The sequence below is a fragment of the Nicoliella sp. ESL1113 genome (assembly GCF_058509245.1).
Window position 1 is genome coordinate 23,503 of record NZ_CP196388.1, and the last position, 21,920, is coordinate 45,422.

A 21,920-nucleotide genomic window follows, 5' to 3' on the forward strand; every position below is an offset into this window, starting at 1 on the left:
TTAGTACTAATTATCCTATCTCAACACCATCCCCAACACCGAAACAACCAATATAATCCCAAACATCACCGCATGAAACCGCTTATGATTCATCAACAACGCAATGTATTCACGAATCGTTGCGTTCGGTACAAAAAAGCGACTCGTTTTGGCACCAAGGCCTTGAATATTCAACCCTGCTTGTTGCGCATAGATTCCTGCTCTAAAGATATGATAATCGTTGGAGACATAAATCCCCTCGTTAAGCGGAATATGCATTGCTTCAAGGATCTTCTTCGAATACAACATGTTCTGCAGCGTCGTTTTTGACTTCTTTTCAGCGATTACGTGTGCTGCTGGAACACCCTTTTGAATGGCATAATCACGCATCGCTTGGCCCTCAGGCACCGTTTCATCGCCCCCTTGACCACCTGAACAGATCAATAATGGTGCATGGCCAGTCTTGGCAAGTACTTGATGATAAAATTGGATGCCCTTATCGATCCGCGAAGCTAGTAATGGGGAAACTTGATCACCATTCAATAGTCCTGCTCCTAAAACAATAATGAACTGTTTGTCTAGTCGCAGTTTTTTGAACGTAAACAACGTTGCTGCGGCCATAAACGAAATCACACAGAATAGCACGTATAGGACGGATAAGATTATGAACGTATTAATGAATACACCAAGCGGTCCCATTCGATGTTTATCAAATACCAAGTTCACAATTGGAAATAAAAGCGTAATGACACCAATAAATAGAGTTAACATATTGGCTAACGTGTGGTTTTCGCGTCGCCAGACGATCCAAGCATTCCAGAGCCAAAAGAAACCCTGGAAGAAATAAATCAATGCTGCGATCAACACTAAGATTAAGAAAAAGATTACATACAAACGCACCAAAATCGAGTTATTAAAACTAAGGATCAAAATTGAAAGCGTAATAAAAACCCCACCAGCGGCAATTGTGGCTAAAAAACCATTTAGCAAGCGAACAGGGTTACTACGGTAACTTAAACATAGTAATCCAATAAATAAAACTGTAATCATAGCTGAAATCATGTAAACAGCGATTGGAAACACCCCTTCTTTTATGAATCTAATAAATTCATTTTAGCATAAAAAAGAGCCCCTCCAGATTAAGGAGAGACTCTTCTTCATTACATTACGTGTTCATTAATCTGCTTTATCTCTGGGCGGCGTTCTTTTTGAAACCCCGACGTCTTAGCGACCACATATAATGGCCGTTCACGTGAAGTTTCAAAAATTCGGTAGAGATATGCACTCATAATTCCTAACATTAATAGGGAAATTCCGAATAGTTCAAACATTGATACGATCGCAAATTGCAAGGTTGCAAATCCGGTAAAGAGGGAAACTAAGCCGTAAATCAAACCGATTGCAATCATTAATCCACCAACGACGTTCACTAGTTTTAATGGTACATCTGAAAATGACGTGATTCCATTCATTGAAAGGTGCAACATTTTTGATAACGGATACTTAGTAGTTCCCGCCGTTCTTTCGTCACGTTCGTACTCAACTGCGGTTTGTTTAAAACCAACCCAACTGACCATCCCGCGAACAAAAGGATCTGGCTCATCCATCTTGGACAAGACCTTAACTACCTTGCGATCCATTAATCTAAAGTCACCTGTATCCAGCGGAATATCGATATCAGCTAGTTTATGCAAAATCCGATAAAAAGCGGATGCACTAAATTTCTTAAACCAGCTTTCACCATCACGTTGCAGCCGTTTTCCATATACTACGTCGTAGCCTTCCCGCCACTTATTGATCATTGCAGGAATTACGGAAGGTGGATCTTGTAAGTCCGCATCCATCACCACGACTGCATCTCCAGATGTATAACGAATTCCTGCGGTAATCGCTAATTGGTGGCCGAAGTTCCGTGAAAATTGAACTAGGCGAATGTTGTCATATTGTTGTTCAGCTTCCTGAATAATTGTGGCACTCCGGTCCACGCAACCATCATCCACAAAAATTAATTCGTATTCTTCAGGTTGGCTGGCAACGTAGTTTTCTAAAATTTCAATCGTATGCTTAATTCCGGCTTCTTCATTGAACACCGGCAGGACAATTGAAATTAAAGGATTTTCAGTTCTTGCCATGCCCTAACCTCCTATTGTTATTTGTAAATCGTTGATAAGTCGTAAAGCGTACCGCTGTTACCACCCATCATACCACCAGTAGGCATTTGTTGATTACTACTCTTACCCTTTGTGCTGGATGGCTTCATAGATGGCCGCTTGCCATTAAACTTACCACTTGGTTTCATTCCACTAGGGCCACCACTCATTTTGCCGCTTTGTGTTGGCATTTGGCCCTTAGTTTTAGTACTTCCAGTTAATTTAGAACTAGTATTCGTAGTAGTTGTAGTGCCACCGTAATCACTAGCCTTAACCTTCTTCGCATGTTTCTTGATCCAGTTGACAATTGCACTATTAGCAGAACCAGACTTACCACCTGAGTAGTAGTACTTCAATTCGCCACTCTTAACCAACTTCTTAAATTGGCTCAGTGTAATTGCAGGATCGGTCCCATTAAATCCACCCATTGCCATAACTGCTTTACCAGTCTTGATAATGTATGGCGCAGCGGTACCAGAATCATCAGTCGCAAAGAGGTACTTCGCGTTGCCTTGATTCTTTTCAAGATAATTGAGCAACTTAGTGTTAACGCTTCCGTTTCCGATACCACCACCGGCACCACCTTGACCATTGCTACTGAGTAGATCAGGCCCTGCAGTTGGGATGGCAGCTGATTCACCAGCAATCGCTGGCGTCATTGACCAAAACGCTGGGGCTAACATAATGGTTACCAAACCACCAATGGTAAACGACTTCAAAGGCTTACCTGGTTTGAGCAATAGAATCAATCCAAAGCCAATTCCAGCGATGATGAGCAACCAAGTTGCCCAAACGTAGTAACTACTTACATACCATGCTTGTAGTAATGCGGTTGCTACCACTGAGAATGGTAGCAAGTAGCGTTTCCAGTCTTTAAAACTAGCCGCTGCTTTGAGTTGTTTGAACATCGTTACCAATCCGATTCCAAAGAATGCGGCGATTGGTGGGGCAAGCATGATCGTGTAATATGGATGGAAGAAACTGGCAACGGAGAAGAATCCATATACCGGTACTAGCCAACCAGCCCACATCACGACTTGCTTTTGGTTCGCGGTTAATTGATACCATTTCCGCTTGCGATCTAAGAAGAATACAAAAGCACTAATCATCCCAACTAACGAGAATGGTAATAACCAACTAATTTGTGGTCCTAATTGGTCTTGGAACAATCTTAATGGTCCAGCGGTTCCGATGTTAAATGCGCCACCGGCACCTCCCATGCCACCGCCGTTCATTCCACCACGACGGTTTCCGCGACCAGTCATCCCAGTTGGAGGAGTTCCCCCAGCTTGACCATTAGCAGACCGTTTCCCAGTGGTATTCCCACCAGGTTGTCCACCTTGTTGCATTCCATTATTTGACTTCGACTTGCTAGTGCTCCCCATTCCTGGGAACGCACCACCAGTTCCAGTCGTTTGTCCTAATAGTCGTTCCGTTCCGTTGTAACCAAATGCTAATTCTAGCACGGAGTTATGTTCAGAACCACCTTCGTATGGTCGCTTGCTTGCAGACGTCATGTCGACTGACAATGGCCAAATTAAGGTAAAGACAACTAATGCAACGGTTGCAAATGAAAGGTGAGCCAACTTCTTCTTCCAATTATAATGCGAAGCTAACCAGTAAAACAATAACATTCCTGGTAAAATCATAAAGGCTTGCAACATCTTAACGTTGAATGCCACCCCAATGACTGCAAAACTGGTTACTAGATACCAAAGTTTATGCTTATCAACTGCCTTTTGCAACAGGTAGATTGCGAATAATAGGAAGTAAATTAACGTTGCATCCATATTATTCGTCCGCGAGTCAGCAACTGCAATTGGCGTAAGCGTCATTGCAAGTGCAGCTAAGTTCCCAGCAACGCGGCCAAACTTGGGTTTTACCAAGCGGTACATGAGGTATACCGATCCAAGTCCAAAGAGGACTGATGGTAAAACGACACTCCATTGATGAACCCCAAAGATTTTAGCACTGATCGCCATAAACCAAAGTGCAACTGGTGGCTTATCGACCGTAATATATCCAGCGGGATCAAAACTAGCATACCAGAAATTTTTAAAATTCTGGGTCATACTAGTAATGGCGGCCGTATAGAAATCATTGGCACTCCCTGCTTCCCAAATTTTCCATGAATAAAGTATTGCAGCAACGACCAGCGTGGCTACTAAGAACCAATCCAGCCGAAATCGTTTTTGCTGTATTTTTGCATCGTGATGCTCAGCTCGTGTTGTTTCAACTTGATTTGATTGATCTGGCATTTCACATCATGCTCCTTTCGAATTGAATAACCATAGTTTAGAACCCGAACCATAAATTAACCTTAAAAAACTAAATTAAAATGATATTTATTTCATTTCCGTTTACAATAGTTGATATTAGGAGTGATTTTGATGCAAAACTTACAAATATTAATTGTGGAAGATGATGAGGCATTAGCCAAGAGTATCGCTGGCTTCTTAGAACCACTTGGTCAAGTCAACATTGCAACCGACGGGTTGATTGGCCAACAGATGGGGGAGGACAATATCTATGACATTGCGATTTTAGATTTAATGCTCCCAGAAAAAAGCGGCTATGATATTTTAAAACAGTGGCGCAGCGTTGATCATCTCAACCTTCCCGTCTTAATCTTAACTGCAAAGGATACGATTGCCGATAAGGTGCAAGGATTCTCGAACGGGGCTGATGATTATCTAACAAAACCGTTTCATCGTGAAGAATTATTACTACGGGTTAAAGCGTTATTAAAACGAGCTGGTCACCTAGGTGATAACAATCAATTATCAGTCGGCCCGTTTCACGTCGATTTGGGTAATCGCACAATTACGATCAACGACCAAGCCGTGCAATTGAATGGTAAGGAATATGATCTCCTCACCTACTTCCTTCAAAATCCAAATATTATTATCACTAAGGATCAAATTTTTGACCGTCTATGGGGATTTGACTCTGAAACCACCTTAACGGTTGTTGAAGTCTACATGAGCAATGTTCGCAAAAAAATTAAAGCGGTCCTAGGGGCCCAACCAATTAAAACAATCAGAAGCGTCGGATACCTATTCGAAACGGAGGGGTAATCATGAAGCCCAATAATCCACAAAAACAGCAGCAATGGCGCCTATTCGTTAAGGAATTAGTAGCGTTCGCCCTGCTCTTTTTAAGCCTAGGCTTAATTATTTACCTCTTCTTTAGTCAATCTATTTATCGCAATATCGACCATAGTTTAACGGTCCAAAAGCAACAACTAATGGTCCAAAACACAAATCAAAAGAAGCGAATGGCCCCTCCTAAGTTCCAAAACGGCCGTAATTTTTCCCAACCACCTTCGTTGAACAGTCCCTTTCGGACCAACGAAATTATCTTTAATAGCAAGGGAGAGATTGAAAACGCTGCTGCCTTAGGTAACCGAACCTACCAATTATTTAGCAAGGCGAAGTTAAACCCCGCTGCTTTAAATAAGATCCAGGATATGACGTTGACCTATAATGGTATTATCAGTCATTTTCGTTCATTACTAATCAAGGTGCCTAACACCGCCCCTGACGAAAGAACTGCTGGTAAATACGTATTAATTCTAGAAAACGTCGATAGTGATTTACTAGCCATCAATAGTTTTAAAAATGCTTTGATCGGGACATTAATCCTATTTTGGCTATTAGCAATTGCAGTTGCGTTTCTACTATCTAAAGCAAGCATGAAACCAATCATTAAGTCATGGCAACGACAACGTGAATTTAGTTCTAACGCCGCCCATGAATTACGCACCCCATTGACGATCATTCAAAATCAGATGGAATCAATGCTTACCAAACCTAAGGCAACCATCCTTAGTGAGATTGATTCAGTCTCGACCACTTTAAATGAAACCCGCCATTTAAAAATTTTAACCGATCGTCTGTTAACACTCGCTCGTTCCGATTCAGACATTATCCAAATTCAAAAACAGTCAGTGGAACTCAAACCATGGTTTGAATCAATCCTGCCACCCTATCTAGAAATTGCGACTAGCCAAAATAAGGCTTTCACCCCCTGGATTGAAACCAACGCGACAGCCCAAATCGATCCTGATTTAATTCGTCAACTGGTAACGATTATTTTTGATAATGCATCTAAATATACCAAACCTGGTGATAGCATTGGCATCACCGTTTTAAACGATGAACGTCACTTTACCATTCGAATCAGCAATACCGGTGAACGGATCCCTGATAAGGATAAAAAGCGGATTTTTGAACGCTTCTATCGAACTGATAAGTCTCGTAATTCAGAAACAGGTGGTCATGGTCTCGGCCTAGCGATTGCTAAATGGATCGTAAGTGAACATCACGGTAAGATCATGGTCCGTGATCAACAGCCCAAGGGGACCGTCTTTGAAATTCAAATTCCATTAGAATAATAAAAAACTAGACCAAACTGGTCTAGTTTTTTATTGCTTTCAATTTGGTCTTCCAACAAGATGCTGCGGATGCAACCAGCAGTACGGACGATCAGAATCACCTGGGTGTCCTTATCGCTTGCCCAGTGCCAAGCTTATCGACCGTAGGACTAGAAACATCTTTATTTTTTAGTTAATGTAAGAAATTATTGAAAACAATTTATTTACAACTTAGGTTTCATATGCTAATCTTTACATATGAATTAATTAACATATGAAGGAGCTTGAATATGATAAATGCAATTTTTACTGGAATTACAGCCTATATTTCCACTGGTGTTGACTACCTATTAATTTTAATGACCGTCCTCACGTTCTATTCAGAACCATCAGAAAGAATCAAGGTTTACCTGGGCGACCTAATCGGGACCATCTTTTTAATTAGCATCAGTTTACTCTTTTCACTCAGTTCACGCTTCCTTCCAGAAGAGTGGATGCTGGGATTATTAGGAATTATCCCAATTTTAATTGGGCTTTATATTCTAATTCACCTGGATGGTGATAACGAGCAGGAACAGGTGACTAAACGCCTTTCTAAAAATAATTTGATCTTAAGTGTTATCATCATCACCATTACCACTTGTGGAGCTGATAACATTGGTATTTACGTCCCCATTTTTGCTCAAATTAGCCATTGGAGTGAAATAATAATAATCCTAATGACCTTCTTCGTCATGCTTACCATCTTCTTTTTACTAGGGTTAGTATTTGTCAAAATCAAAGTTGTGGCAAGAATACTAGCTAAGTATGGCGATCTTTTCACGGCAGTTGTCTATATTGGAATCGGTGGATTCATCCTAATTGAAGCTAACACGATCAACCATTTAATTGAGCTCATTATTTAAAAAAGCCAAATAAAAAACTGACTAACCCATTTGCTGCGCTAGTCAGTTTTTTAAATTTAAATTAGTTTTTGTCGCTTTGGTCACTATATTGATCGTCCTTTGAGCCAAATTTTTCCTTGGCTTTATCAACTTCGCCATCAACAAAGTCCTTAGCTTTGCCTAAGAAACCTTCTGCTTTCCCCTTGGCTTCGTCAACTTTATCGCCACTGACTTTGCCTTTGACTTCGTCAAATTTACCCTTTAATTTATCTTTTTCATTTTCTAAACTCATTGCAATTCCTCCTCAAATATTAATATGCCTTCATTATAATTCATTCTGATAAAAAGTAACGTAATATGCTCATGTGTTCAATCTTTTTTTAATAGGTTCAGTTGCTTTGCACGTTTTTTACTGCCATTCAACAATAAAATCACTCTTAGCATGCTTGCCTAAATCAGTAGTAAAGTAATTGCGCCATTGATTCAAGGTCATTAACGAGGTTCAATTTAACATTTAGTTGAAAATAAAAAACTTAGTCAAAACTGACTAAGTCGATAACGTTAATTTTTCGCTAAACGGTGCGCTTTTTTACAAGTTTCATCGATAACATCATACACCTGATTAAATTGTGATTCTAAGCGGCGCTTTGCATTCGCCACCATCCGCCGCTTAATAATTGGCGGTAGCGTCCACAGTACTATTCCAGGAACGCCAATGACCAGGGCTAGTGTTAACCCAGAATTTTGGTACGCTAGGTAACCGATGCCAACTAGGCAGGTCCCGAGGACGCCAATCAGCATTGCCATGATCGTGGCCGTTAGGACCTGCTTTACATGCAATTTTTTTAACTGGTCGATGCCGAATTCAAACTTGCTTTGCAGCCGCCTTAATTCAGCCTTATTGTTAATGTTGCGGTTTCGTTTCATCTTAATGAGCACTCGGTCGATCGAAGCCCGGTAAGCAGTTTGTTGAATGATCACCCAACCGAAGTTCGGGTAATCATCTAAGTAGCGGTCAAGCATCCGCCTGGGAACCACTACTTCGTGGTATTCATAGTTAACGTAGTCTTCGTTTGATTTCATTATCGTCCCTCCTGAGGCCCTTCATTAATTGGTCGTTGCGGTAACCAGACCGTAAAGATGCTTCCACTCCCCACCTTACTACTTACGGACACCGTCCCGTTCAACATGGTCACGATCTGTTTGACCATTGCCAAGCCGAGCCCGTTGCCTAACTTAGAGTGCGACGCATCCCCCTGGTAGAATTGGTCAAAAATGTGCTTGACCGTTTTTTGATCCATCCCAATTCCAGTGTCACTGATCGTTACCAAGACCCCGTTATCATCAACCGTTTGTTTCAACTTGATCCGCCCGTTTTGCGGGGTGAACTTAATCGCGTTATTTAAGAGGTTGTTCCAAACGATTGCCAGCAACTCTTGATCAGATTGAATTGGGTAGTCATTCAAAAGATCCACTTCGAACTGAATATTTTTGACTGACCACTGGGTTTCAAGATCCAATGAACAATCAACTAGTTGGCGAGTCAAATCAAACTCGGCGCATTTTTGGTTAATCGACTGGTTGACTAGCTTATTCAAACGCAACACGTTCGTTACTAGCGAAGAGAGATTGTCCGTTGCCTGCCCGATTGCTTGGGCCGCTCGCTGCCGTTGCGCTGCACTTAAATCATCGCGGCTCAACTGCTTGGAATAGCTTTGAATCACCGCCAGTGGTGCCTTAAACTCATGGGAGACGTTGCTGATGAAATCATTCTTCAGTGTCTCGGTCGAACCCAATTCAGCCACCATTTGATTAAAGTTTTCAAATAGTAGGTCGATATAATTATACTGACTCGGTCTGTGGACTGGTGCCAAGTAGACCGAAAAATCACCATCAGCAACCTTTTTAGCGGCGGTGCTTAATTTGTTAACTGGTTTTTCGTACTTCAGATACTTTCGAATGGTAATAAAGGTAACAAAAATGGCCGCCACCAATATCCAATAGAGTAGATACCACCCCACGTATTGATTATGAAAGACCTGTTCAATGTCTTTAGTATACAGGATTCCTGGAAGCCCCCCGACAACGGCGAACAATATTAAAGTTATTAGGTATTCCCACCATGAAAAGCGGTTGTGGTTCAATCGGCCCCGCGTGGTCCATTTTTTATGCTTACCCATTATTCATCACCACTTTATAACCTAGTCCGTGAATCGTTTTGATATGGAATTCACCGACCATCTTGACCTTGTCCCTAATTTTAGTAATGTAGACGTCGACCGACCTTAAACTACTGGATGAATCGATATCCCAGAATTCATCTAGTAGTTGGGCTCGCGAAAATGCACGGTTCGGATACGAAAGTAGCTTATATAGGATGTCAAATTCACGCACCGTCATTGCGACCTCTTGACCCTGATAGGTCACCGAACGCGAATCCGCGTCCATTAGAAATCCACCCAACTGAACCTGTTGGCTCTGAGCAATGTGGGAACGCCTTAAAATCGCGTGAATGCGTAAAATCAGTTCGTCAATATCGATCGGTTTGACCATATAATCATCAATTCCGATTCGAAAGCCATCCTGCTTGGTCTTAAAATCATCCCGAGCGGTTACGAATAAAATCGGAATCTGCTCGTCGACTCCACGAATCGTCTGGGCAAATTCAACCCCGTCAACATCAGGCATCATTACGTCGGTAATAATTAAGTCAAAATTTTGATCATACATTGCATCATAGGCAGTCAAAGCATTCAAACAACCCACTGCAATAAATTGATTCTCCCGTAAATACTGACAAACGATTTGGTTGAAGTTTTCATCATCTTCAACCACTAATACTTTTAACATCTTGATTTTTCTCCTTGCATTTAAAAATTGACTCTCCAATTGGATTGAAGAGCCAATCGTTATTTAATCATGATCTCGTAATTTCAAAAAGGCTCTTTTAAAAAGGTAAAAGCCACAAATTGCAACTAACGCTAAAACAATGCTTCCCACCACGACTGGTACAATCATGATTCCCAGCAAAGTCGGTCCGTAGCTTAAGAGTTGATCGGCAGAAAGTGACCCTAAGCCACCGAACACCCCCGCAATCGGGTATAACATAAAACTACTCCGTGCACTGACTAATAAAAATAGCCAGGCAACACCAATTCCTAAAATCAATCCAATTATTCCAACTACAAATTCCATCGAACTCGCTCCCTTAATTTATTAATTTACAAACCATAGTTTAGCGGGAACTTATTGATGAAATGTTAATCAAATGTTGCTGAAATGTTAAAATCCATTTTTTCGATAAAAATGACTCCGCACTAAAATCACGACCCCAATTAGAAACAGGCATCCTCCAATACAAATGCCGAACAACCCAGTTGCAGAAGACGCACTGGGTGAATGCTTGAACGAAAGAATTGCATACTGGGTCATCACGATTGCAACCAAGCCATCGGCAATGCTGAGCGACTTTAAGAATAAGATGATCGGACTATTTAACTTGCGGGCCTTGAACCAACCAATCACTGATGAAATGAGTTTAATAAAGCCAACTAACGCAATTAGCTCCACCACGATTTCACTATACGACTCATTGTTAGCACGGGTATACATATAAGCAGAGATTGCTGCTAAGATCAGACCCAAGCAGCTATATAGAACCCCACCCTCACGGAGGTAAAAAGTTTCCTTGGCCGCTCGTTGCACTCCCGATATTCTTTGGAGCCGAATCTGGGTGTAACGACGCAGAAAATACACCCTGGTCACAAATAAAACGAAGTAGTAGATGCCGAAGATAAAAAACCAAGTTGATAAATAAAAGATGCTCAGACCAATTTTAAAAATCGCGATCAAGGCATTTGTGATCGTGTTGAAGACGCTGAACAACGCAACTTGATCGGATTTAGTATTAACGTGGCGCTTTAAATTTAATTTTTCCAGTAGTTGATTAAACATTGAACTATCCTTTCAATTGATTATCACTATTATTAGTATAGCAAAATATCACTAAAAGGATAATTCAATTAAAAGCAAAGGTAATTAACTGTATTTTAATCTAGTTCTCACTTATAATTAACTTTAAAAATTGTAAAGAAGGAATCACGCCATGGCTAAAAAAATTTTATTAACCCCTACCATTGATCAATTCATTGATCAAAGAATCAAGGCCCACGGAATCGAACCAGTCGTGGTAGCCAGTCAAAAGCCAGCAGATATCTTATCTCAGGCTCAAGATGTCGATGCCATCATCTTAATGGCACGGGCATTTCCAGACACCATGTTCGACCAAATGCCGAACCTAAAAATCATTGCGCGCCAGGGGGTCGGATATAACAACATTGATATCGACGTTGCTGCTGCCCATGGAATCTGGGTAACCAACGCACCAGGTGGTAATTCCAAGGCGGTCGCTGAAAACGTGATCAACGATATGCTAATTCTGTCTAAGGATTCCTACAATATTTCTAAAGAGATGCGCGAGGGGAACGACCGCTACGGACAACGCGAAATGGCGACCGAAATTAACCATAAGACGTTAGGCATCATCGGTTATGGACACATTGGTCAAGATGTCGCTAAAATGGCAACGGGCTTCGATATGAATACCTTGATTTATAACCGGACACCGCGTGAATCACCATACGGCAAAATGGTCTCAATGGATGAGATTTTTAAGCGGGCCGACTACATCTCATTGCACCTGCCCGCCACCAAGCAGACCATCAACACAGTCGCCAAACCACAGTTTGAAATGATGAAGCCATCCGCATACTTGTTGAACCTAGGCCGTGGTCCACTGGTCAACCAGGATGACTTAATTGCGGCGTTGAAAAACCATGAAATTGCTGGGGCGGCATTGGATGTCTATGATGAAGAACCACTACCGATGGATAGCCCACTGCGTGAATTGGATAATGTTTTCATTACTCCGCACTGTGCTGGCCACACCAAGGAAGCCTGGGAACAGATGGCTAACCATGCGTTGGATAATATTTTAAACGTGTTTGATGGCAAACAACCGCTCACTCCGGTAAACACCGTCAAGTAATGCATTAAAAAAATGGTTCCTAACAACCGAAGTCCAACCTCCAGCTGCTAAGAACCATTTTTTAGGATGCAGTTTCCATTGTTAATTATTTTTTGATTCAACAACGAGTGCAATCACCATTCCAATGCCCCCACTTGCTATCCCGATCAAAAAGTAATCATCATTGAGCAACCCAAAGATGCCCATGCTCACCATTAAAATAACAATTGCCGCTAGCATTTTCTTACTAAACGGCCTGTTAGATTCAATTGATAGTGAATTATAAAACTTCCGAAGCCTAGCCAGGGCAAATACGACCGCCATTGAAATGATGATGATGATGAGTCTTAGGACGTGGCCGTTGTTGATTGGCCAGTATTGATTCCAAATCATTACGGCCGTAAAGAAGAAATCAATTAAGAGCAGCACCCATAAAATCGGTTTTAATGCCATTTTGACGTCTGCCTTCTTCAAATAATCACGCATCCCCGTATCTTCTTTTAATAACGTATCCAACGAAACGTGGTAATAATCACTCAATTTCACCAAACTATCAATATCTGGATAGCTCTTTTCATTTTCCCAACTGGAAACGGTTTGCCGCGTAATCGAAAAACGCTGTGCCACCTCGGCTTGGGTCAGGCCCATTGCGATGCGTTGCTTTTTCAGTCGTTCCCCAAATTTCATGCTGATTCCTCCTAAAGTCATTTCATTATTAACGATATTATTACTAAAACTCAAATTGATAGCAAGCAAAGAATCATTGACATGTTGATATAGCAGGCTTTAAAGGTCAAATTATTTTTTTGATTGATAAAAATTAATTTAGTATTTAGTTCGTAAAGAAAGATTAATGTAGTATTTACTATTCAAATCAACTCAGTTATATTGATAATTATCAAACCATCAGTAATTCAAATAGAGGTGATTATCATGAGTAGAAAAAATTCATTTTCCTTTGGCGTTGCGGTAATCAGTTTAACGATGATTATCATTCCATTCACCATCATTTCATTATCAATTCAATCGACATTGTTCAATATTATGTTCTTTACCCTCTTTTTTACTGGTTCATTTTGCTACGGCAGATTCGTTTATGATAAGAGCAACAATAACATTTGGTTCCTTGGCTTGGCGGTCCTATTTTGGATCGCATCCATTACGACTATTTTTTGACATTTTTGAATGAAATCCGTATAATTAAATTAAATTTTTGCTCAAAATAAAGTTAAAGGATCGGTATCAGACATGCAACCAATTTTATTTAATGGCTACCAATTTGAATTTGAACCAGGGACCCCAGAATTCATGATCGACCAAAATAGTCTGGTTTTTTTCAAAACTCAAAACGAGGTCATGATTCATATTAGTGTTAAGGATGATCAATTAATTTTAAGGCCACGTTATGGGGTCTCATTCCAAAAACTAGCAGCCAAAAAGTACAAAATCATTAAAAATCAATAGGAGAAATAAATGGAGCAAGAAGTCTCGATTGGTAAGTTTAAAATTAAATTTGATTCACGCAGCGCAAACATTGTTACTAATAAAGACTTAAGCAAAATTATTTTTTTAGATTATCATTATGCAGATGTGATTTTAAAAGTTGAATTAGTGAACGAACAGCTAGCGTTTTCGATTCCCACAGAATCTGCGGTTGATGCCGAAGTGCAAATAGTTAGAACGGCCACCTTGCAATACCAAATCATCTTGAAGTAAAAGGGATAACAAATGAAAATAGCTCAAATTAACAATTATTTATTTAAATATAACGAAAAGCAAACCACCTGTTTTGCAGATTTCAATAATGAAAGAATTGCATTCATTCATAATTCAGAAACTCAATTAGTGATTGATATTATCGATGGCAAATTAACTTTTCATCCCGAAAAATTCATCAATATTTTTGAAGAAACTGAAAATCATTATCTAATTGAAATGCTAGATTAGTTATATGGAGAAAAGCGATGCAAAATGTAACGATTAACAATCAAACTTTTTATTACCAAGATTCGATGGTTTACTTTTATGATCAGCAGGATAATACTCTCTTATTTATGCTTACCATCCCCACCGATGATACGATCACTGCTTATGATGACCCGCAATTAATCATTGAGTTTAGTGGTTCAGATATCATTTTCACTCCACTTTGGAACATTGAAGTTAAGCAGTTAGGTCCCAATGAATACATTTTAGAAGAACCAGATGATTAATAATGAGCTGTAAACTATTTTTTGAATGCAAATAAAAAACAGGACGTGGTCTAAAACCAGGTCCTGTTTTTTTATTTTAGCTTCGCAAACACTTTTGAAAGTTCAGTTAGATATGATTTTGATAATTCCCAATCACGAGTAATAATCGCATATCTTTTTTTACTAGGTTTATCAGCAGCATAAACTTCCTTTTCTATTTTCTTATTACTAAAATCTTTAATAATTTTTGAATGAATTAATTGAAGCTTTTTATAATCCTTTTGATTAATTTTATTTTTAATTAATGGTAACGCCCCTCTATGTGCACCATCAACAGCATTTGACAAGCCAACTACCGCCTGACTTCTGCCAACAAAATCTTCCTTTGGTTTGGTACTTTTGTCGCCTTTAACATATTTATCCATCGTTTTATTAAGATTCTTTACTAATCCAGCAGCAGCCTGACTAAGGCCCTTAAAGGAATTAGGGTACTTTGGACTTAAACTAGACAAATTATCATTATTTTTAGGAACTTTAATTGTGTAATCATAAGCATCACTAAAAGTAGCAAGGTTGAGCTGAATTGCCTTATCATACTTTAAGGAAACTTTAGTAACTAAGGATTTACTACTTTGACTAGCAGCGTGAACGGTATTTGGATTAAACGAACTAATCATTTGGGCAGAAAAGCCACTTAATGCTGTCACAGCCAACAATACTGATAAATTCTTTTTAAATTTCATATGTATATCACTCCAAAATTAATTTTAATACATATTAAACTTATAATATAATTATAAAAAAGTCAATCAGAATTGCTTAAATTGTATTATAATTTCTAAAACCATATAATTATTATATTATATAATTATACTTACTTTTTAAGCCACCAATAATCAATTAGAAGGGATGTTTTTCATGGTTGAACGCAATCCGACCTTAAAGCCAATTACGACTCATTATGATGATAATAACCATCAATTGTTGATCATTGATGATCCCACTCAATTCGGTAAACAACACGTTTCGGGGATGCAAAAGAAGGGCACGCTGAAGTTTCCAGATGCCCCCACGCGAGAACCATTCTTAAAATTAGACGCACTGACTCCGAACCAAAATGGTAGTTGGGAAAATCAATATGACTATAAATATTCCGCCGTCGCTGAGGCCATGGTTAGCTGCTTGGCACGTCACATTCAACCTGAACCTTATAACGGACGGTTCGTTGACTATCGGTATCAACCCGTTGCTAACGGTAAACAGGTGGAACACGGGACTCTTTCCAAAAACTTTCTCAAAAACGATTATGAATTTGAATTGAACTTGGGAATCCGAAATGATGAAAAACATGGATTCGTTGATCAAAAATATTTTGCGAATGAAATTTATGATCAAGATGCCCAGACGCGATTGGATAATTTGACCAAACAGTTCGTTAAAATGGGAATGGATGAACCACTTGCAAAGCAGTTTTTGGTTCAAGAGACTGGATTTGATATTTTAACTGGCAATTCGGATCGGATTGGTAACCCTGGCAATTTTACAGTTATCCAAAACTTCAAAACTAACCAAACCATTCCGTTGAACATGGACTATGGTCGTTGTGCTAGATTACCCAGTTGGACGCCTGGCTTCGAAGCTAAATACAGTTTTGATGATGATCCAGAGTTTCATGAAATGCAAGTAAAATCTAACGTATCGGACATGATCCAACAGGAAACATCGATGCTCAGTGGAACAGCTAAAACGATCGACGTACTGGGATTTGAAATAGAATTCTTAACCACCCACCACTTCAAACCATTTCAAATTAACATGGCAGCGGTCAATGCTGATCTAGCCGCTCTAAACGATCAAATTCAGTCTGAAGACGTCCCATATAAAAACTTCGCTAAAATGAAGATCATTACTTTCAAACAAATGCTTCAACATCCCCAATTGAAAGCCCTCTATCAAGATATATCTAACAGCTAATAATTTAAAAGAAGGGAATCTAAAAATGACTGATAACGTTGAACTCACTTTTTCAATCGGTGACTTACCATTCCTAATCTTAAAATTAAATTTAAAGAATCAAACATCCCAAGTAATGTACCACACCAATAATCAAAACCTTATCCACGTTACTTTTCAAGAAAATGAATGGACATATCCAGGAATCCAATACCGCCTTCAATGGTGGTTCAATACTAAAAAGGAATTGCCTGAAATGCTAGTAGATTTTCAACAATATGGATTTCACTTCGGTGGTCAAGCTAACATTCATTTAAAGATTAAAGAAATTGCATAACAATGAAGAAATGGATGCTCAAGGACGTTTCAAATCCCTTGAGTATCCATTTTTAACTAAATAAATATTTTGCGATAAATGTTATATTTATTGACTATTGGATATAAATAAACTCAAGTTACTAAACAGTTAGGATAAATCAAATGAAAAATACTAAAAACTCTAAAGCAATCACATATGCAATTGGCTCAGCATCACTATATGCATTGTACCCGCCAATCGCTAAGTTAATAATCAAAAACTGTCCACCAGCATATTTATCAGCATTTTTATACTTGGGAACTGGAATTGGCACACTCATTTTACTTTTAATTTTAAAGCCCACCAAGATGGACTTCGGATCTCGATTAATGATTTCTGATATTCCAAGTGTTATTGCAGTAATCGGATTTAATATTGCGGCTAGCATTTTAATGAATATTGGAGTGCAATTAACCTCTTCTTCCAATATCGCACTGCTTGGTAATTTTGAAATTGTTGCTACTGCAATAATTGCATTGCTATTTTTTAAAGAACAAATTAGTAAGCTCACTGCACTAGCAATTTTTATTATTACCATCGCTAGCATCATGTTAAGTATCAATGATGCGGCACACCTTAGTATATCGTTAGGATCAATTCTAGCAATCATTGCAACGATCTGTTGGGGATTAGAAAATAATTTTACCAAAGTGTTATCCGATCGAAACCCACTCCAAGTCGTAGTTGCTAAGGGGATGGGGGTAGGCATTGGGAGTCTCTTCTTTGTTCCAGTACTAAAGGAAAAAATCCCTAATCTAACCACCATTCTAATCGCCCTTTGCCTTGGTTTTATTGCATATGGGATTAGTATTGTTTTATATATAATGGCCCAACGATACATTGGAGCTGCCAAAACTAGTGCATACTATGCGATTGCTCCATTTATATCAGTAGGAATTTCATTTCTATTATTCCAAGAAAACATTACTGCCAATTTTATTTTTGCTTTAATATTTATGATTATTGGTAGTATCCTACTTGCTCGAAATGATTAACTAACCTGGTTATGTCATAAGGGGCGTTTTATATTAATTATGACAGATTCAGTTATGATTTTATTTCGCTTTTGAGAACGCGGCGTTTAACTTAGTAAAATTAACCGTCCCCAGACCACTAGCCTGATTGTAAATTTTACCTGGTTGCCCAGTATAGTAAAGATTATTATCATCAGTACTATTCAGCGGTGTGAACGGTGATGTCGCTGTCTTAGCAAACCGATAAATTTGCGGGTTCCAAAAACCCATCCGTTTATTTTGTGCACTATTAATCACCGCTGCCATTGCAGCCATTTGAGGAGTCACAACGCTCGTCCCATCCCCTGATGGATCATACTTACCGTCAATATAAATATTATAACCGGTTAAAACATCAGCATTTCCAGATATATCTGGCACGTTTCTGCCACTTGCATGCCCCGTTATTAACTGCGAGTTAGCATTTAATACCCCCTTGGTGACGTCAACGTATTGTCTAGCGTTATAAGTCCCCACACCACTGATGCCAACTTGATAATCTGGTCGCTTAAAGTAGGCACTAAACCCACCCCCGCCACCAAGGAAAACATTGGCAAGATAGGTTGAATCAATTTTACTATCTGATGCATCCTTGAGTACCTGTTCAACGGCTTGTCTTTCTTTATCGGTCTTAGCCGCTGACAATAGATGTTGAAGAAGCTGTTCAGCAACAAATTTCCCGCCAAATAAATAACTCAAACTAGTCGTATTGCTCCAAGTTGATTCATGAGCTAATGAGACTGATCGATTCCCTGTAGTGGGCGTAAAACCGAATGCATCCGAAAATGAAACATTTTTAAATGGTAATGTCGTCCCACCAACTGCAGTAACGTACGGTGAAGAAGCAGGAAGAAAAACGCCCCGTTCTTTGCTGCCCATCGCAAATCCATAAGCACCATTATCACCCGCTGCGTTAAATACAGTAATTCCCTGAGCAGCGGCTTGCTTTAACAGCATTTCCAATAGGTCAGTTTCACCCTTAATTTTCCGACTACTATTTGCCAACTGGTTTTCTAACAGCCCAAAACTACTGGAAATCACGTCCACATTATCCTTAGCAATGGCTGTTGCATACGAAGTAAGAAAGTATCCTGAGTAATTATCGTTTCCTAAATAGACGTTGATATTTGCCTTAGGAGCAATGGCACTAGCTTGCTCAACGTCCATCGTTACTTCCATTCTATCGCCCTTATCTTTGGCCAGTTGCTTATTAACGTAGACTCTTTTGATCCGTTCATTGTCAGAATCAACCCTTTGTTTTTTGAGGTATGCGGAAACATCACTCATTTTAAAATTACTATCACTAATAATTCCAATCGTTTGCTTCTGACCATAACTCCCCTTTGCATATAATGAACCAGTATCATAAGCACGACCGAATTTCCTATAAGAACGATCACTGATGTTTGAATCCTTTATTTTATCCAACGTACTAAGCGTTTGCTTACTAGGATTAGTCTTATTATCGGTAATGGGGATCCTTAAACCGAGCTGATCGATGAACGTAACGTATTTACTAATTGATTGCTTTACCCTGGCAGTGCCAGAATCAATTTGATAATTATGCTTTTGATTCGTTGTTTGTCTTAACTTAAAGTGAAAGGTCCGCTCCAGATCCTTCGTTTTTCCAGTAACAGTCATTAATAAATGCCCTGGATAGGTATCTGATTTCAAGTGATTCTTAGCCATGAACTTTTCAACCACGGCCACCTTTCGATCAGACAAACCATACTTAAGACCAAATTGTTGGGGAGTTAAATACTTGCGATAATTTTTACTCTTGGGATCTACGGTTTGGTAAATAAAACGATCCAGTTGTTGATTATTGTGATTTTTCAAGCCGATTGTTACCGTTTGTTCTTGATTGGGGTTCACATTTCGATAAATAGGTTTAGCGTTACTAGCATTCACATTGATCCCATTTACACTATCGATAGTTAGGCCCACTAACAAGGTAAATAAAAATTTCAGCAAAGGGTGCCCATATTTAATCTTCATTATTCATTCCACCATTCATTAAAATTTTAATTCACCATCTTTTATAAAATCAGTTATCTCTGTCAAAGCGCGCTTAGCTTCTGGAATTGGGAATAAGATAAAGTCGTGATTCATTGCATGATAACTATTCGTAAAGACCGCCCAACGATTGATATCAGCTAAGTGCTGTAATTTCAAAGCATCAGGTGCCAAAATATCTGCAGTGCCAGTGATTGTTAAAATGGGCGGTAAATCATCTAAGCTTCCATAGATGGGACTAACTAATGGGTCAGTAGTCTCAACCGATTTAGCATAGATACGACCGAGTCGCGTTAAGTTCGCTAGGTTCAACACTGGATCATAGGGTTGAACCGCAAGCATCTTGGGATTCGTATTCGAAACATCCAACCAGGGCGATAACAAAACGGCCCGCTCAGGTAGTGGCAAGCGTTGGTCGCGCAGTTGTTGCATTAATGATAACACCAAACCACCACCTGCAGAATCACCAACTAAAATGATTCGAGCTGATTCACTTTTATGAACCCGTTGATAAGTTCGCATCACCATCGCCACTGTATCAAGCGCATCATGAGCAGGTGCTTTCGGGTAAATGGGCATAATTACCCGACTTCCTAGTTGGTTTGCCAACCTATTAACTAATTGAAAGTGTTGCGGAAACGGTTGCCCAAAATAACCGCCACCATGCAAATAAAAAACGACTTGGTTGGGATTACTAAGACGACTGGGATTGATCACCAAAACATCACTAGCACCATTATAATTATGAACATGGTAAGTCTTTTTAATTAACGTTGGTAGCAAATAAGGTTGCTTACTCTTCTGAAGGGCAAGTTGATAATCAGCCGCCGTTTGAATCGATGGCACTGCGTGAATAAAGGGGAGAAAATGGCGAACCACTTGGGCCATAAAGCTCCGTGAATGATGCCGTGCAATTAACTCTTCAGCGGCCAAAGTGATTAAAGCGCTACTAGTTATGATTTTAATGTGCTTCAATTCGACCAGCTCCAATTATGTAGTGGGGATGCTGATTACAACATCCCCAATCAAGTTTACTTATATTTTAACCCACTTCGGAGTTTTTTGAACCAACCAAGATCATCGGTTTGCAACATTCTGACAAGCAATGAATCATTGCATGGCTGTTCATCAGCATTTTATTCTTGATTATCACGATCAATTTTTCGTTTTTGAAGCCAATAAATGGAAAGAGAGACAGATATTGAAGTAACTAGCATGCTTAAATTGCTCCTTAGATCCCAAATTAAGCTGAAAATGGACCGATGGTTATATGGATCAAAAATAACCATTAAAATAAATGTCGTCCGCCCCACTAAGAAAAATAAAATCGTTGACCAGATTATCCGACGTTTTGCTTTTTGGATTAAATGCCGATATTCATCGTTGCTATCCACTTCGACCAGATCTAACCTTAATTTGGATACTTGGCGGGCCGTATGCATACAAATTCCCAAGAATACTAAAAAGTTAGTAATTAGAATTATCCATAATAGCACTTTCGCATCAACCGTAAAAATCAATAAACTAGTGATGAATGTTTCAAGGCTTAGGTAGCTAAATAAAAACAAAAATGACCGATTACCGATTTTATTAATTGCACTTTCCCGATACTCATCCAGCGGCCCCTGAATCCCGTAAAATTGTTTTAAAAATCGCATGTATAATGACTCATTATTTTGCTTCATCCTTATTTTCCTCCCAAAATAAACTATTCAGATCAGTCCGCAACGCCCTGGCAATGTGAATACATAGCTTCAAGGACGGGTTGTACTGCCCCTTTTCGATCAAACTCAGCGTCTGCCGTGAGATCCCCACCATTTTGGCCAATTCATTTTGCTGGAGTCCCCTGGTCATTCGCATTATTTTTACCCTATTATCCATTTCAATTACTCCATTCAGGTAACATATATATTCCTTTATGTAATTTATATATTACATTAAAAAATTAATATGTCAATTCTAAAATTATCTTGA

General features: G+C 39.3%; 27 protein-coding genes. 12 read left to right on the forward strand and 15 right to left on the reverse strand.

Annotated elements, in window-relative coordinates:
- Positions 1 to 15: 15 nt before the first annotated feature.
- From ACSYTJ_RS06935 to ACSYTJ_RS06945, 3 genes are all read right to left on the reverse strand, one after another.
- Entirely contained in the window at positions 16 to 1,062 is a 1,047-nt protein-coding gene (locus ACSYTJ_RS06935) for a YdcF family protein (RefSeq protein WP_491720160.1), read from the reverse strand.
- Positions 1,063 to 1,139: 77 nt separating this feature from the next.
- Positions 1,140 to 2,111: a glycosyltransferase family 2 protein gene (locus ACSYTJ_RS06940; protein ID WP_491717382.1), complete on the reverse strand. Its 972-nt coding sequence runs from the start codon at positions 2,109 to 2,111 to the stop codon at positions 1,140 to 1,142.
- A gap of 17 nt (positions 2,112 to 2,128) precedes the next feature.
- Positions 2,129 to 4,387, reverse strand: coding sequence for a glycosyltransferase family 39 protein (locus ACSYTJ_RS06945; RefSeq protein ID WP_491720161.1), 2,259 nt, complete (start codon positions 4,385 to 4,387; stop codon positions 2,129 to 2,131).
- A 132-nt stretch (positions 4,388 to 4,519) separates the two neighbouring features.
- On the opposite strand from ACSYTJ_RS06945, the gene ACSYTJ_RS06950 reads away from it, so the two are divergent.
- From ACSYTJ_RS06950 to ACSYTJ_RS06960, 3 genes are all read left to right on the forward strand, one after another.
- Positions 4,520 to 5,206, forward strand: a complete 687-nt coding sequence (locus ACSYTJ_RS06950; RefSeq protein ID WP_491720162.1) for a response regulator transcription factor — start codon at positions 4,520 to 4,522, stop codon at positions 5,204 to 5,206.
- A 2-nt stretch (positions 5,207 to 5,208) separates the two neighbouring features.
- Entirely contained in the window at positions 5,209 to 6,525 is a 1,317-nt protein-coding gene (locus tag ACSYTJ_RS06955; RefSeq protein ID WP_491720163.1) for a sensor histidine kinase, read from the forward strand.
- Between the two features lie 269 nt (positions 6,526 to 6,794).
- Positions 6,795 to 7,409 (forward strand): cadmium resistance transporter, encoded by a 615-nt coding sequence (locus tag ACSYTJ_RS06960; RefSeq protein WP_491720164.1) that lies wholly within the window; start codon positions 6,795 to 6,797, stop codon positions 7,407 to 7,409.
- Positions 7,410 to 7,470: 61 nt separating this feature from the next.
- Here ACSYTJ_RS06960 and ACSYTJ_RS06965 read toward each other — a convergent pair whose 3' ends face one another.
- The 6 genes from ACSYTJ_RS06965 to ACSYTJ_RS06990 all read right to left on the reverse strand — a co-directional run bounded on the left by ACSYTJ_RS06965 (position 7,471) and on the right by ACSYTJ_RS06990 (position 11,342).
- The gene (locus ACSYTJ_RS06965; RefSeq protein WP_491720165.1) at positions 7,471 to 7,680 is read right to left on the reverse strand and encodes a CsbD family protein; all 210 of its coding nucleotides are present in this window, start codon (positions 7,678 to 7,680) and stop codon (positions 7,471 to 7,473) included.
- Positions 7,681 to 7,949: 269 nt separating this feature from the next.
- The gene (locus ACSYTJ_RS06970) at positions 7,950 to 8,471 is read right to left on the reverse strand and encodes a hypothetical protein (protein WP_491720166.1); all 522 of its coding nucleotides are present in this window, start codon (positions 8,469 to 8,471) and stop codon (positions 7,950 to 7,952) included.
- Complete coding sequence (locus ACSYTJ_RS06975) at positions 8,471 to 9,568, reverse strand: ATP-binding protein (protein ID WP_491720167.1); 1,098 nt, start codon at positions 9,566 to 9,568, stop codon at positions 8,471 to 8,473. Before ACSYTJ_RS06975 ends, ACSYTJ_RS06970 begins: the two co-directional genes overlap by 1 nt.
- Positions 9,561 to 10,238, reverse strand: coding sequence for a response regulator transcription factor (locus tag ACSYTJ_RS06980; protein ID WP_491720168.1), 678 nt, complete (start codon positions 10,236 to 10,238; stop codon positions 9,561 to 9,563). Before ACSYTJ_RS06980 ends, ACSYTJ_RS06975 begins: the two co-directional genes overlap by 8 nt.
- 63 nt (positions 10,239 to 10,301) lie before the next feature.
- Positions 10,302 to 10,583 (reverse strand): hypothetical protein, encoded by a 282-nt coding sequence (locus tag ACSYTJ_RS06985; protein ID WP_491720169.1) that lies wholly within the window; start codon positions 10,581 to 10,583, stop codon positions 10,302 to 10,304.
- An 87-nt stretch (positions 10,584 to 10,670) separates the two neighbouring features.
- Positions 10,671 to 11,342 (reverse strand): hypothetical protein, encoded by a 672-nt coding sequence (locus ACSYTJ_RS06990; RefSeq protein WP_491717370.1) that lies wholly within the window; start codon positions 11,340 to 11,342, stop codon positions 10,671 to 10,673.
- Positions 11,343 to 11,493: 151 nt separating this feature from the next.
- On the opposite strand from ACSYTJ_RS06990, the gene ACSYTJ_RS06995 reads away from it, so the two are divergent.
- Positions 11,494 to 12,435, forward strand: coding sequence for a phosphoglycerate dehydrogenase (locus ACSYTJ_RS06995; RefSeq protein ID WP_491720170.1), 942 nt, complete (start codon positions 11,494 to 11,496; stop codon positions 12,433 to 12,435).
- 81 nt (positions 12,436 to 12,516) lie between these two features.
- Here ACSYTJ_RS06995 and ACSYTJ_RS07000 read toward each other — a convergent pair whose 3' ends face one another.
- A complete protein-coding gene (locus tag ACSYTJ_RS07000) occupies positions 12,517 to 13,101 on the reverse strand; it encodes a helix-turn-helix domain-containing protein (protein WP_491720171.1) in 585 nt (194 codons plus the stop codon).
- 246 nt (positions 13,102 to 13,347) lie between these two features.
- Here ACSYTJ_RS07000 and ACSYTJ_RS07005 point away from each other — a divergent pair, with 246 nt between their 5' ends.
- From ACSYTJ_RS07005 to ACSYTJ_RS07025, 5 genes are all read left to right on the forward strand, one after another.
- Entirely contained in the window at positions 13,348 to 13,590 is a 243-nt protein-coding gene (locus ACSYTJ_RS07005) for a hypothetical protein (RefSeq protein WP_491720172.1), read from the forward strand.
- Between the two features lie 72 nt (positions 13,591 to 13,662).
- The gene (locus ACSYTJ_RS07010; RefSeq protein ID WP_491720173.1) at positions 13,663 to 13,878 is read left to right on the forward strand and encodes a hypothetical protein; all 216 of its coding nucleotides are present in this window, start codon (positions 13,663 to 13,665) and stop codon (positions 13,876 to 13,878) included.
- Between the two features lie 9 nt (positions 13,879 to 13,887).
- Positions 13,888 to 14,130 carry a hypothetical protein gene (locus ACSYTJ_RS07015; protein ID WP_491720174.1) on the forward strand — a complete coding sequence of 81 codons (243 nt, stop codon included), beginning with the start codon at positions 13,888 to 13,890 and terminating at the stop codon, positions 14,128 to 14,130.
- A gap of 12 nt (positions 14,131 to 14,142) precedes the next feature.
- Positions 14,143 to 14,361: a hypothetical protein gene (locus ACSYTJ_RS07020; RefSeq protein WP_491717364.1), complete on the forward strand. Its 219-nt coding sequence runs from the start codon at positions 14,143 to 14,145 to the stop codon at positions 14,359 to 14,361.
- A gap of 17 nt (positions 14,362 to 14,378) precedes the next feature.
- A complete protein-coding gene (locus ACSYTJ_RS07025) occupies positions 14,379 to 14,627 on the forward strand; it encodes a hypothetical protein (RefSeq protein ID WP_491720175.1) in 249 nt (82 codons plus the stop codon).
- 71 nt (positions 14,628 to 14,698) lie between these two features.
- On the opposite strand, the gene ACSYTJ_RS07030 is transcribed toward ACSYTJ_RS07025, so the two are convergent.
- The gene (locus ACSYTJ_RS07030; RefSeq protein ID WP_491720176.1) at positions 14,699 to 15,349 is read right to left on the reverse strand and encodes a hypothetical protein; all 651 of its coding nucleotides are present in this window, start codon (positions 15,347 to 15,349) and stop codon (positions 14,699 to 14,701) included.
- A 175-nt stretch (positions 15,350 to 15,524) separates the two neighbouring features.
- Between ACSYTJ_RS07030 and ACSYTJ_RS07035 the strand changes: the two genes are divergently transcribed.
- From ACSYTJ_RS07035 to ACSYTJ_RS07045, 3 genes are all read left to right on the forward strand, one after another.
- Positions 15,525 to 16,580, forward strand: a complete 1,056-nt coding sequence (locus ACSYTJ_RS07035; protein WP_491720177.1) for a hypothetical protein — start codon at positions 15,525 to 15,527, stop codon at positions 16,578 to 16,580.
- Between the two features lie 25 nt (positions 16,581 to 16,605).
- Positions 16,606 to 16,896, forward strand: coding sequence for a hypothetical protein (locus tag ACSYTJ_RS07040; RefSeq protein ID WP_491720178.1), 291 nt, complete (start codon positions 16,606 to 16,608; stop codon positions 16,894 to 16,896).
- A gap of 143 nt (positions 16,897 to 17,039) precedes the next feature.
- Entirely contained in the window at positions 17,040 to 17,912 is an 873-nt protein-coding gene (locus ACSYTJ_RS07045) for a DMT family transporter (RefSeq protein ID WP_491720179.1), read from the forward strand.
- 60 nt (positions 17,913 to 17,972) lie between these two features.
- On the opposite strand, the gene ACSYTJ_RS07050 is transcribed toward ACSYTJ_RS07045, so the two are convergent.
- From ACSYTJ_RS07050 to ACSYTJ_RS07065, 4 genes are all read right to left on the reverse strand, one after another.
- Positions 17,973 to 19,928: a S53 family peptidase gene (locus ACSYTJ_RS07050; protein ID WP_491720180.1), complete on the reverse strand. Its 1,956-nt coding sequence runs from the start codon at positions 19,926 to 19,928 to the stop codon at positions 17,973 to 17,975.
- Positions 19,929 to 19,946: 18 nt separating this feature from the next.
- Complete coding sequence (locus tag ACSYTJ_RS07055) at positions 19,947 to 20,921, reverse strand: alpha/beta hydrolase fold domain-containing protein (RefSeq protein WP_491720181.1); 975 nt, start codon at positions 20,919 to 20,921, stop codon at positions 19,947 to 19,949.
- A gap of 161 nt (positions 20,922 to 21,082) precedes the next feature.
- Positions 21,083 to 21,631: a DUF3278 domain-containing protein gene (locus ACSYTJ_RS07060; protein WP_491720182.1), complete on the reverse strand. Its 549-nt coding sequence runs from the start codon at positions 21,629 to 21,631 to the stop codon at positions 21,083 to 21,085.
- Positions 21,618 to 21,827, reverse strand: a complete 210-nt coding sequence (locus ACSYTJ_RS07065; protein ID WP_491720183.1) for a helix-turn-helix transcriptional regulator — start codon at positions 21,825 to 21,827, stop codon at positions 21,618 to 21,620. The genes ACSYTJ_RS07060 and ACSYTJ_RS07065 overlap by 14 nt, the downstream gene beginning before the upstream one ends.
- Positions 21,828 to 21,920: the final 93 nt, after the last annotated feature.

Excerpts from the sequence above, each read along its gene's own strand:
- ACSYTJ_RS06940 (WP_491717382.1), bottom strand. The coding sequence starts at position 2,111 with ATGGCAAGAACTGAAAATCCTTTAATTTCAATTGTCCTGCCGGTGTTC.
- ACSYTJ_RS06945 (WP_491720161.1), bottom strand. The coding sequence starts at position 4,387 with ATGCCAGATCAATCAAATCAAGTTGAAACAACACGAGCTGAGCATCAC.
- ACSYTJ_RS06950 (WP_491720162.1), top strand. The coding sequence starts at position 4,520 with ATGCAAAACTTACAAATATTAATTGTGGAAGATGATGAGGCATTAGCC.
- ACSYTJ_RS06955 (WP_491720163.1), top strand. The coding sequence starts at position 5,209 with ATGAAGCCCAATAATCCACAAAAACAGCAGCAATGGCGCCTATTCGTT.
- ACSYTJ_RS06960 (WP_491720164.1), top strand. The coding sequence starts at position 6,795 with ATGATAAATGCAATTTTTACTGGAATTACAGCCTATATTTCCACTGGT.
- ACSYTJ_RS06965 (WP_491720165.1), bottom strand. The coding sequence starts at position 7,680 with ATGAGTTTAGAAAATGAAAAAGATAAATTAAAGGGTAAATTTGACGAA.
- ACSYTJ_RS06970 (WP_491720166.1), bottom strand. The coding sequence starts at position 8,471 with ATGAAATCAAACGAAGACTACGTTAACTATGAATACCACGAAGTAGTG.
- ACSYTJ_RS06975 (WP_491720167.1), bottom strand. The coding sequence starts at position 9,568 with ATGGGTAAGCATAAAAAATGGACCACGCGGGGCCGATTGAACCACAAC.
- ACSYTJ_RS06980 (WP_491720168.1), bottom strand. The coding sequence starts at position 10,238 with ATGTTAAAAGTATTAGTGGTTGAAGATGATGAAAACTTCAACCAAATC.
- ACSYTJ_RS06985 (WP_491720169.1), bottom strand. The coding sequence starts at position 10,583 with ATGGAATTTGTAGTTGGAATAATTGGATTGATTTTAGGAATTGGTGTT.
- ACSYTJ_RS06990 (WP_491717370.1), bottom strand. The coding sequence starts at position 11,342 with ATGTTTAATCAACTACTGGAAAAATTAAATTTAAAGCGCCACGTTAAT.
- ACSYTJ_RS06995 (WP_491720170.1), top strand. The coding sequence starts at position 11,494 with ATGGCTAAAAAAATTTTATTAACCCCTACCATTGATCAATTCATTGAT.
- ACSYTJ_RS07000 (WP_491720171.1), bottom strand. The coding sequence starts at position 13,101 with ATGAAATTTGGGGAACGACTGAAAAAGCAACGCATCGCAATGGGCCTG.
- ACSYTJ_RS07005 (WP_491720172.1), top strand. The coding sequence starts at position 13,348 with ATGAGTAGAAAAAATTCATTTTCCTTTGGCGTTGCGGTAATCAGTTTA.
- ACSYTJ_RS07010 (WP_491720173.1), top strand. The coding sequence starts at position 13,663 with ATGCAACCAATTTTATTTAATGGCTACCAATTTGAATTTGAACCAGGG.
- ACSYTJ_RS07015 (WP_491720174.1), top strand. The coding sequence starts at position 13,888 with ATGGAGCAAGAAGTCTCGATTGGTAAGTTTAAAATTAAATTTGATTCA.
- ACSYTJ_RS07020 (WP_491717364.1), top strand. The coding sequence starts at position 14,143 with ATGAAAATAGCTCAAATTAACAATTATTTATTTAAATATAACGAAAAG.
- ACSYTJ_RS07025 (WP_491720175.1), top strand. The coding sequence starts at position 14,379 with ATGCAAAATGTAACGATTAACAATCAAACTTTTTATTACCAAGATTCG.
- ACSYTJ_RS07030 (WP_491720176.1), bottom strand. The coding sequence starts at position 15,349 with ATGAAATTTAAAAAGAATTTATCAGTATTGTTGGCTGTGACAGCATTA.
- ACSYTJ_RS07035 (WP_491720177.1), top strand. The coding sequence starts at position 15,525 with ATGGTTGAACGCAATCCGACCTTAAAGCCAATTACGACTCATTATGAT.
- ACSYTJ_RS07040 (WP_491720178.1), top strand. The coding sequence starts at position 16,606 with ATGACTGATAACGTTGAACTCACTTTTTCAATCGGTGACTTACCATTC.
- ACSYTJ_RS07045 (WP_491720179.1), top strand. The coding sequence starts at position 17,040 with ATGAAAAATACTAAAAACTCTAAAGCAATCACATATGCAATTGGCTCA.
- ACSYTJ_RS07050 (WP_491720180.1), bottom strand. The coding sequence starts at position 19,928 with ATGAAGATTAAATATGGGCACCCTTTGCTGAAATTTTTATTTACCTTG.
- ACSYTJ_RS07060 (WP_491720182.1), bottom strand. The coding sequence starts at position 21,631 with ATGAAGCAAAATAATGAGTCATTATACATGCGATTTTTAAAACAATTT.
- ACSYTJ_RS07065 (WP_491720183.1), bottom strand. The coding sequence starts at position 21,827 with ATGGATAATAGGGTAAAAATAATGCGAATGACCAGGGGACTCCAGCAA.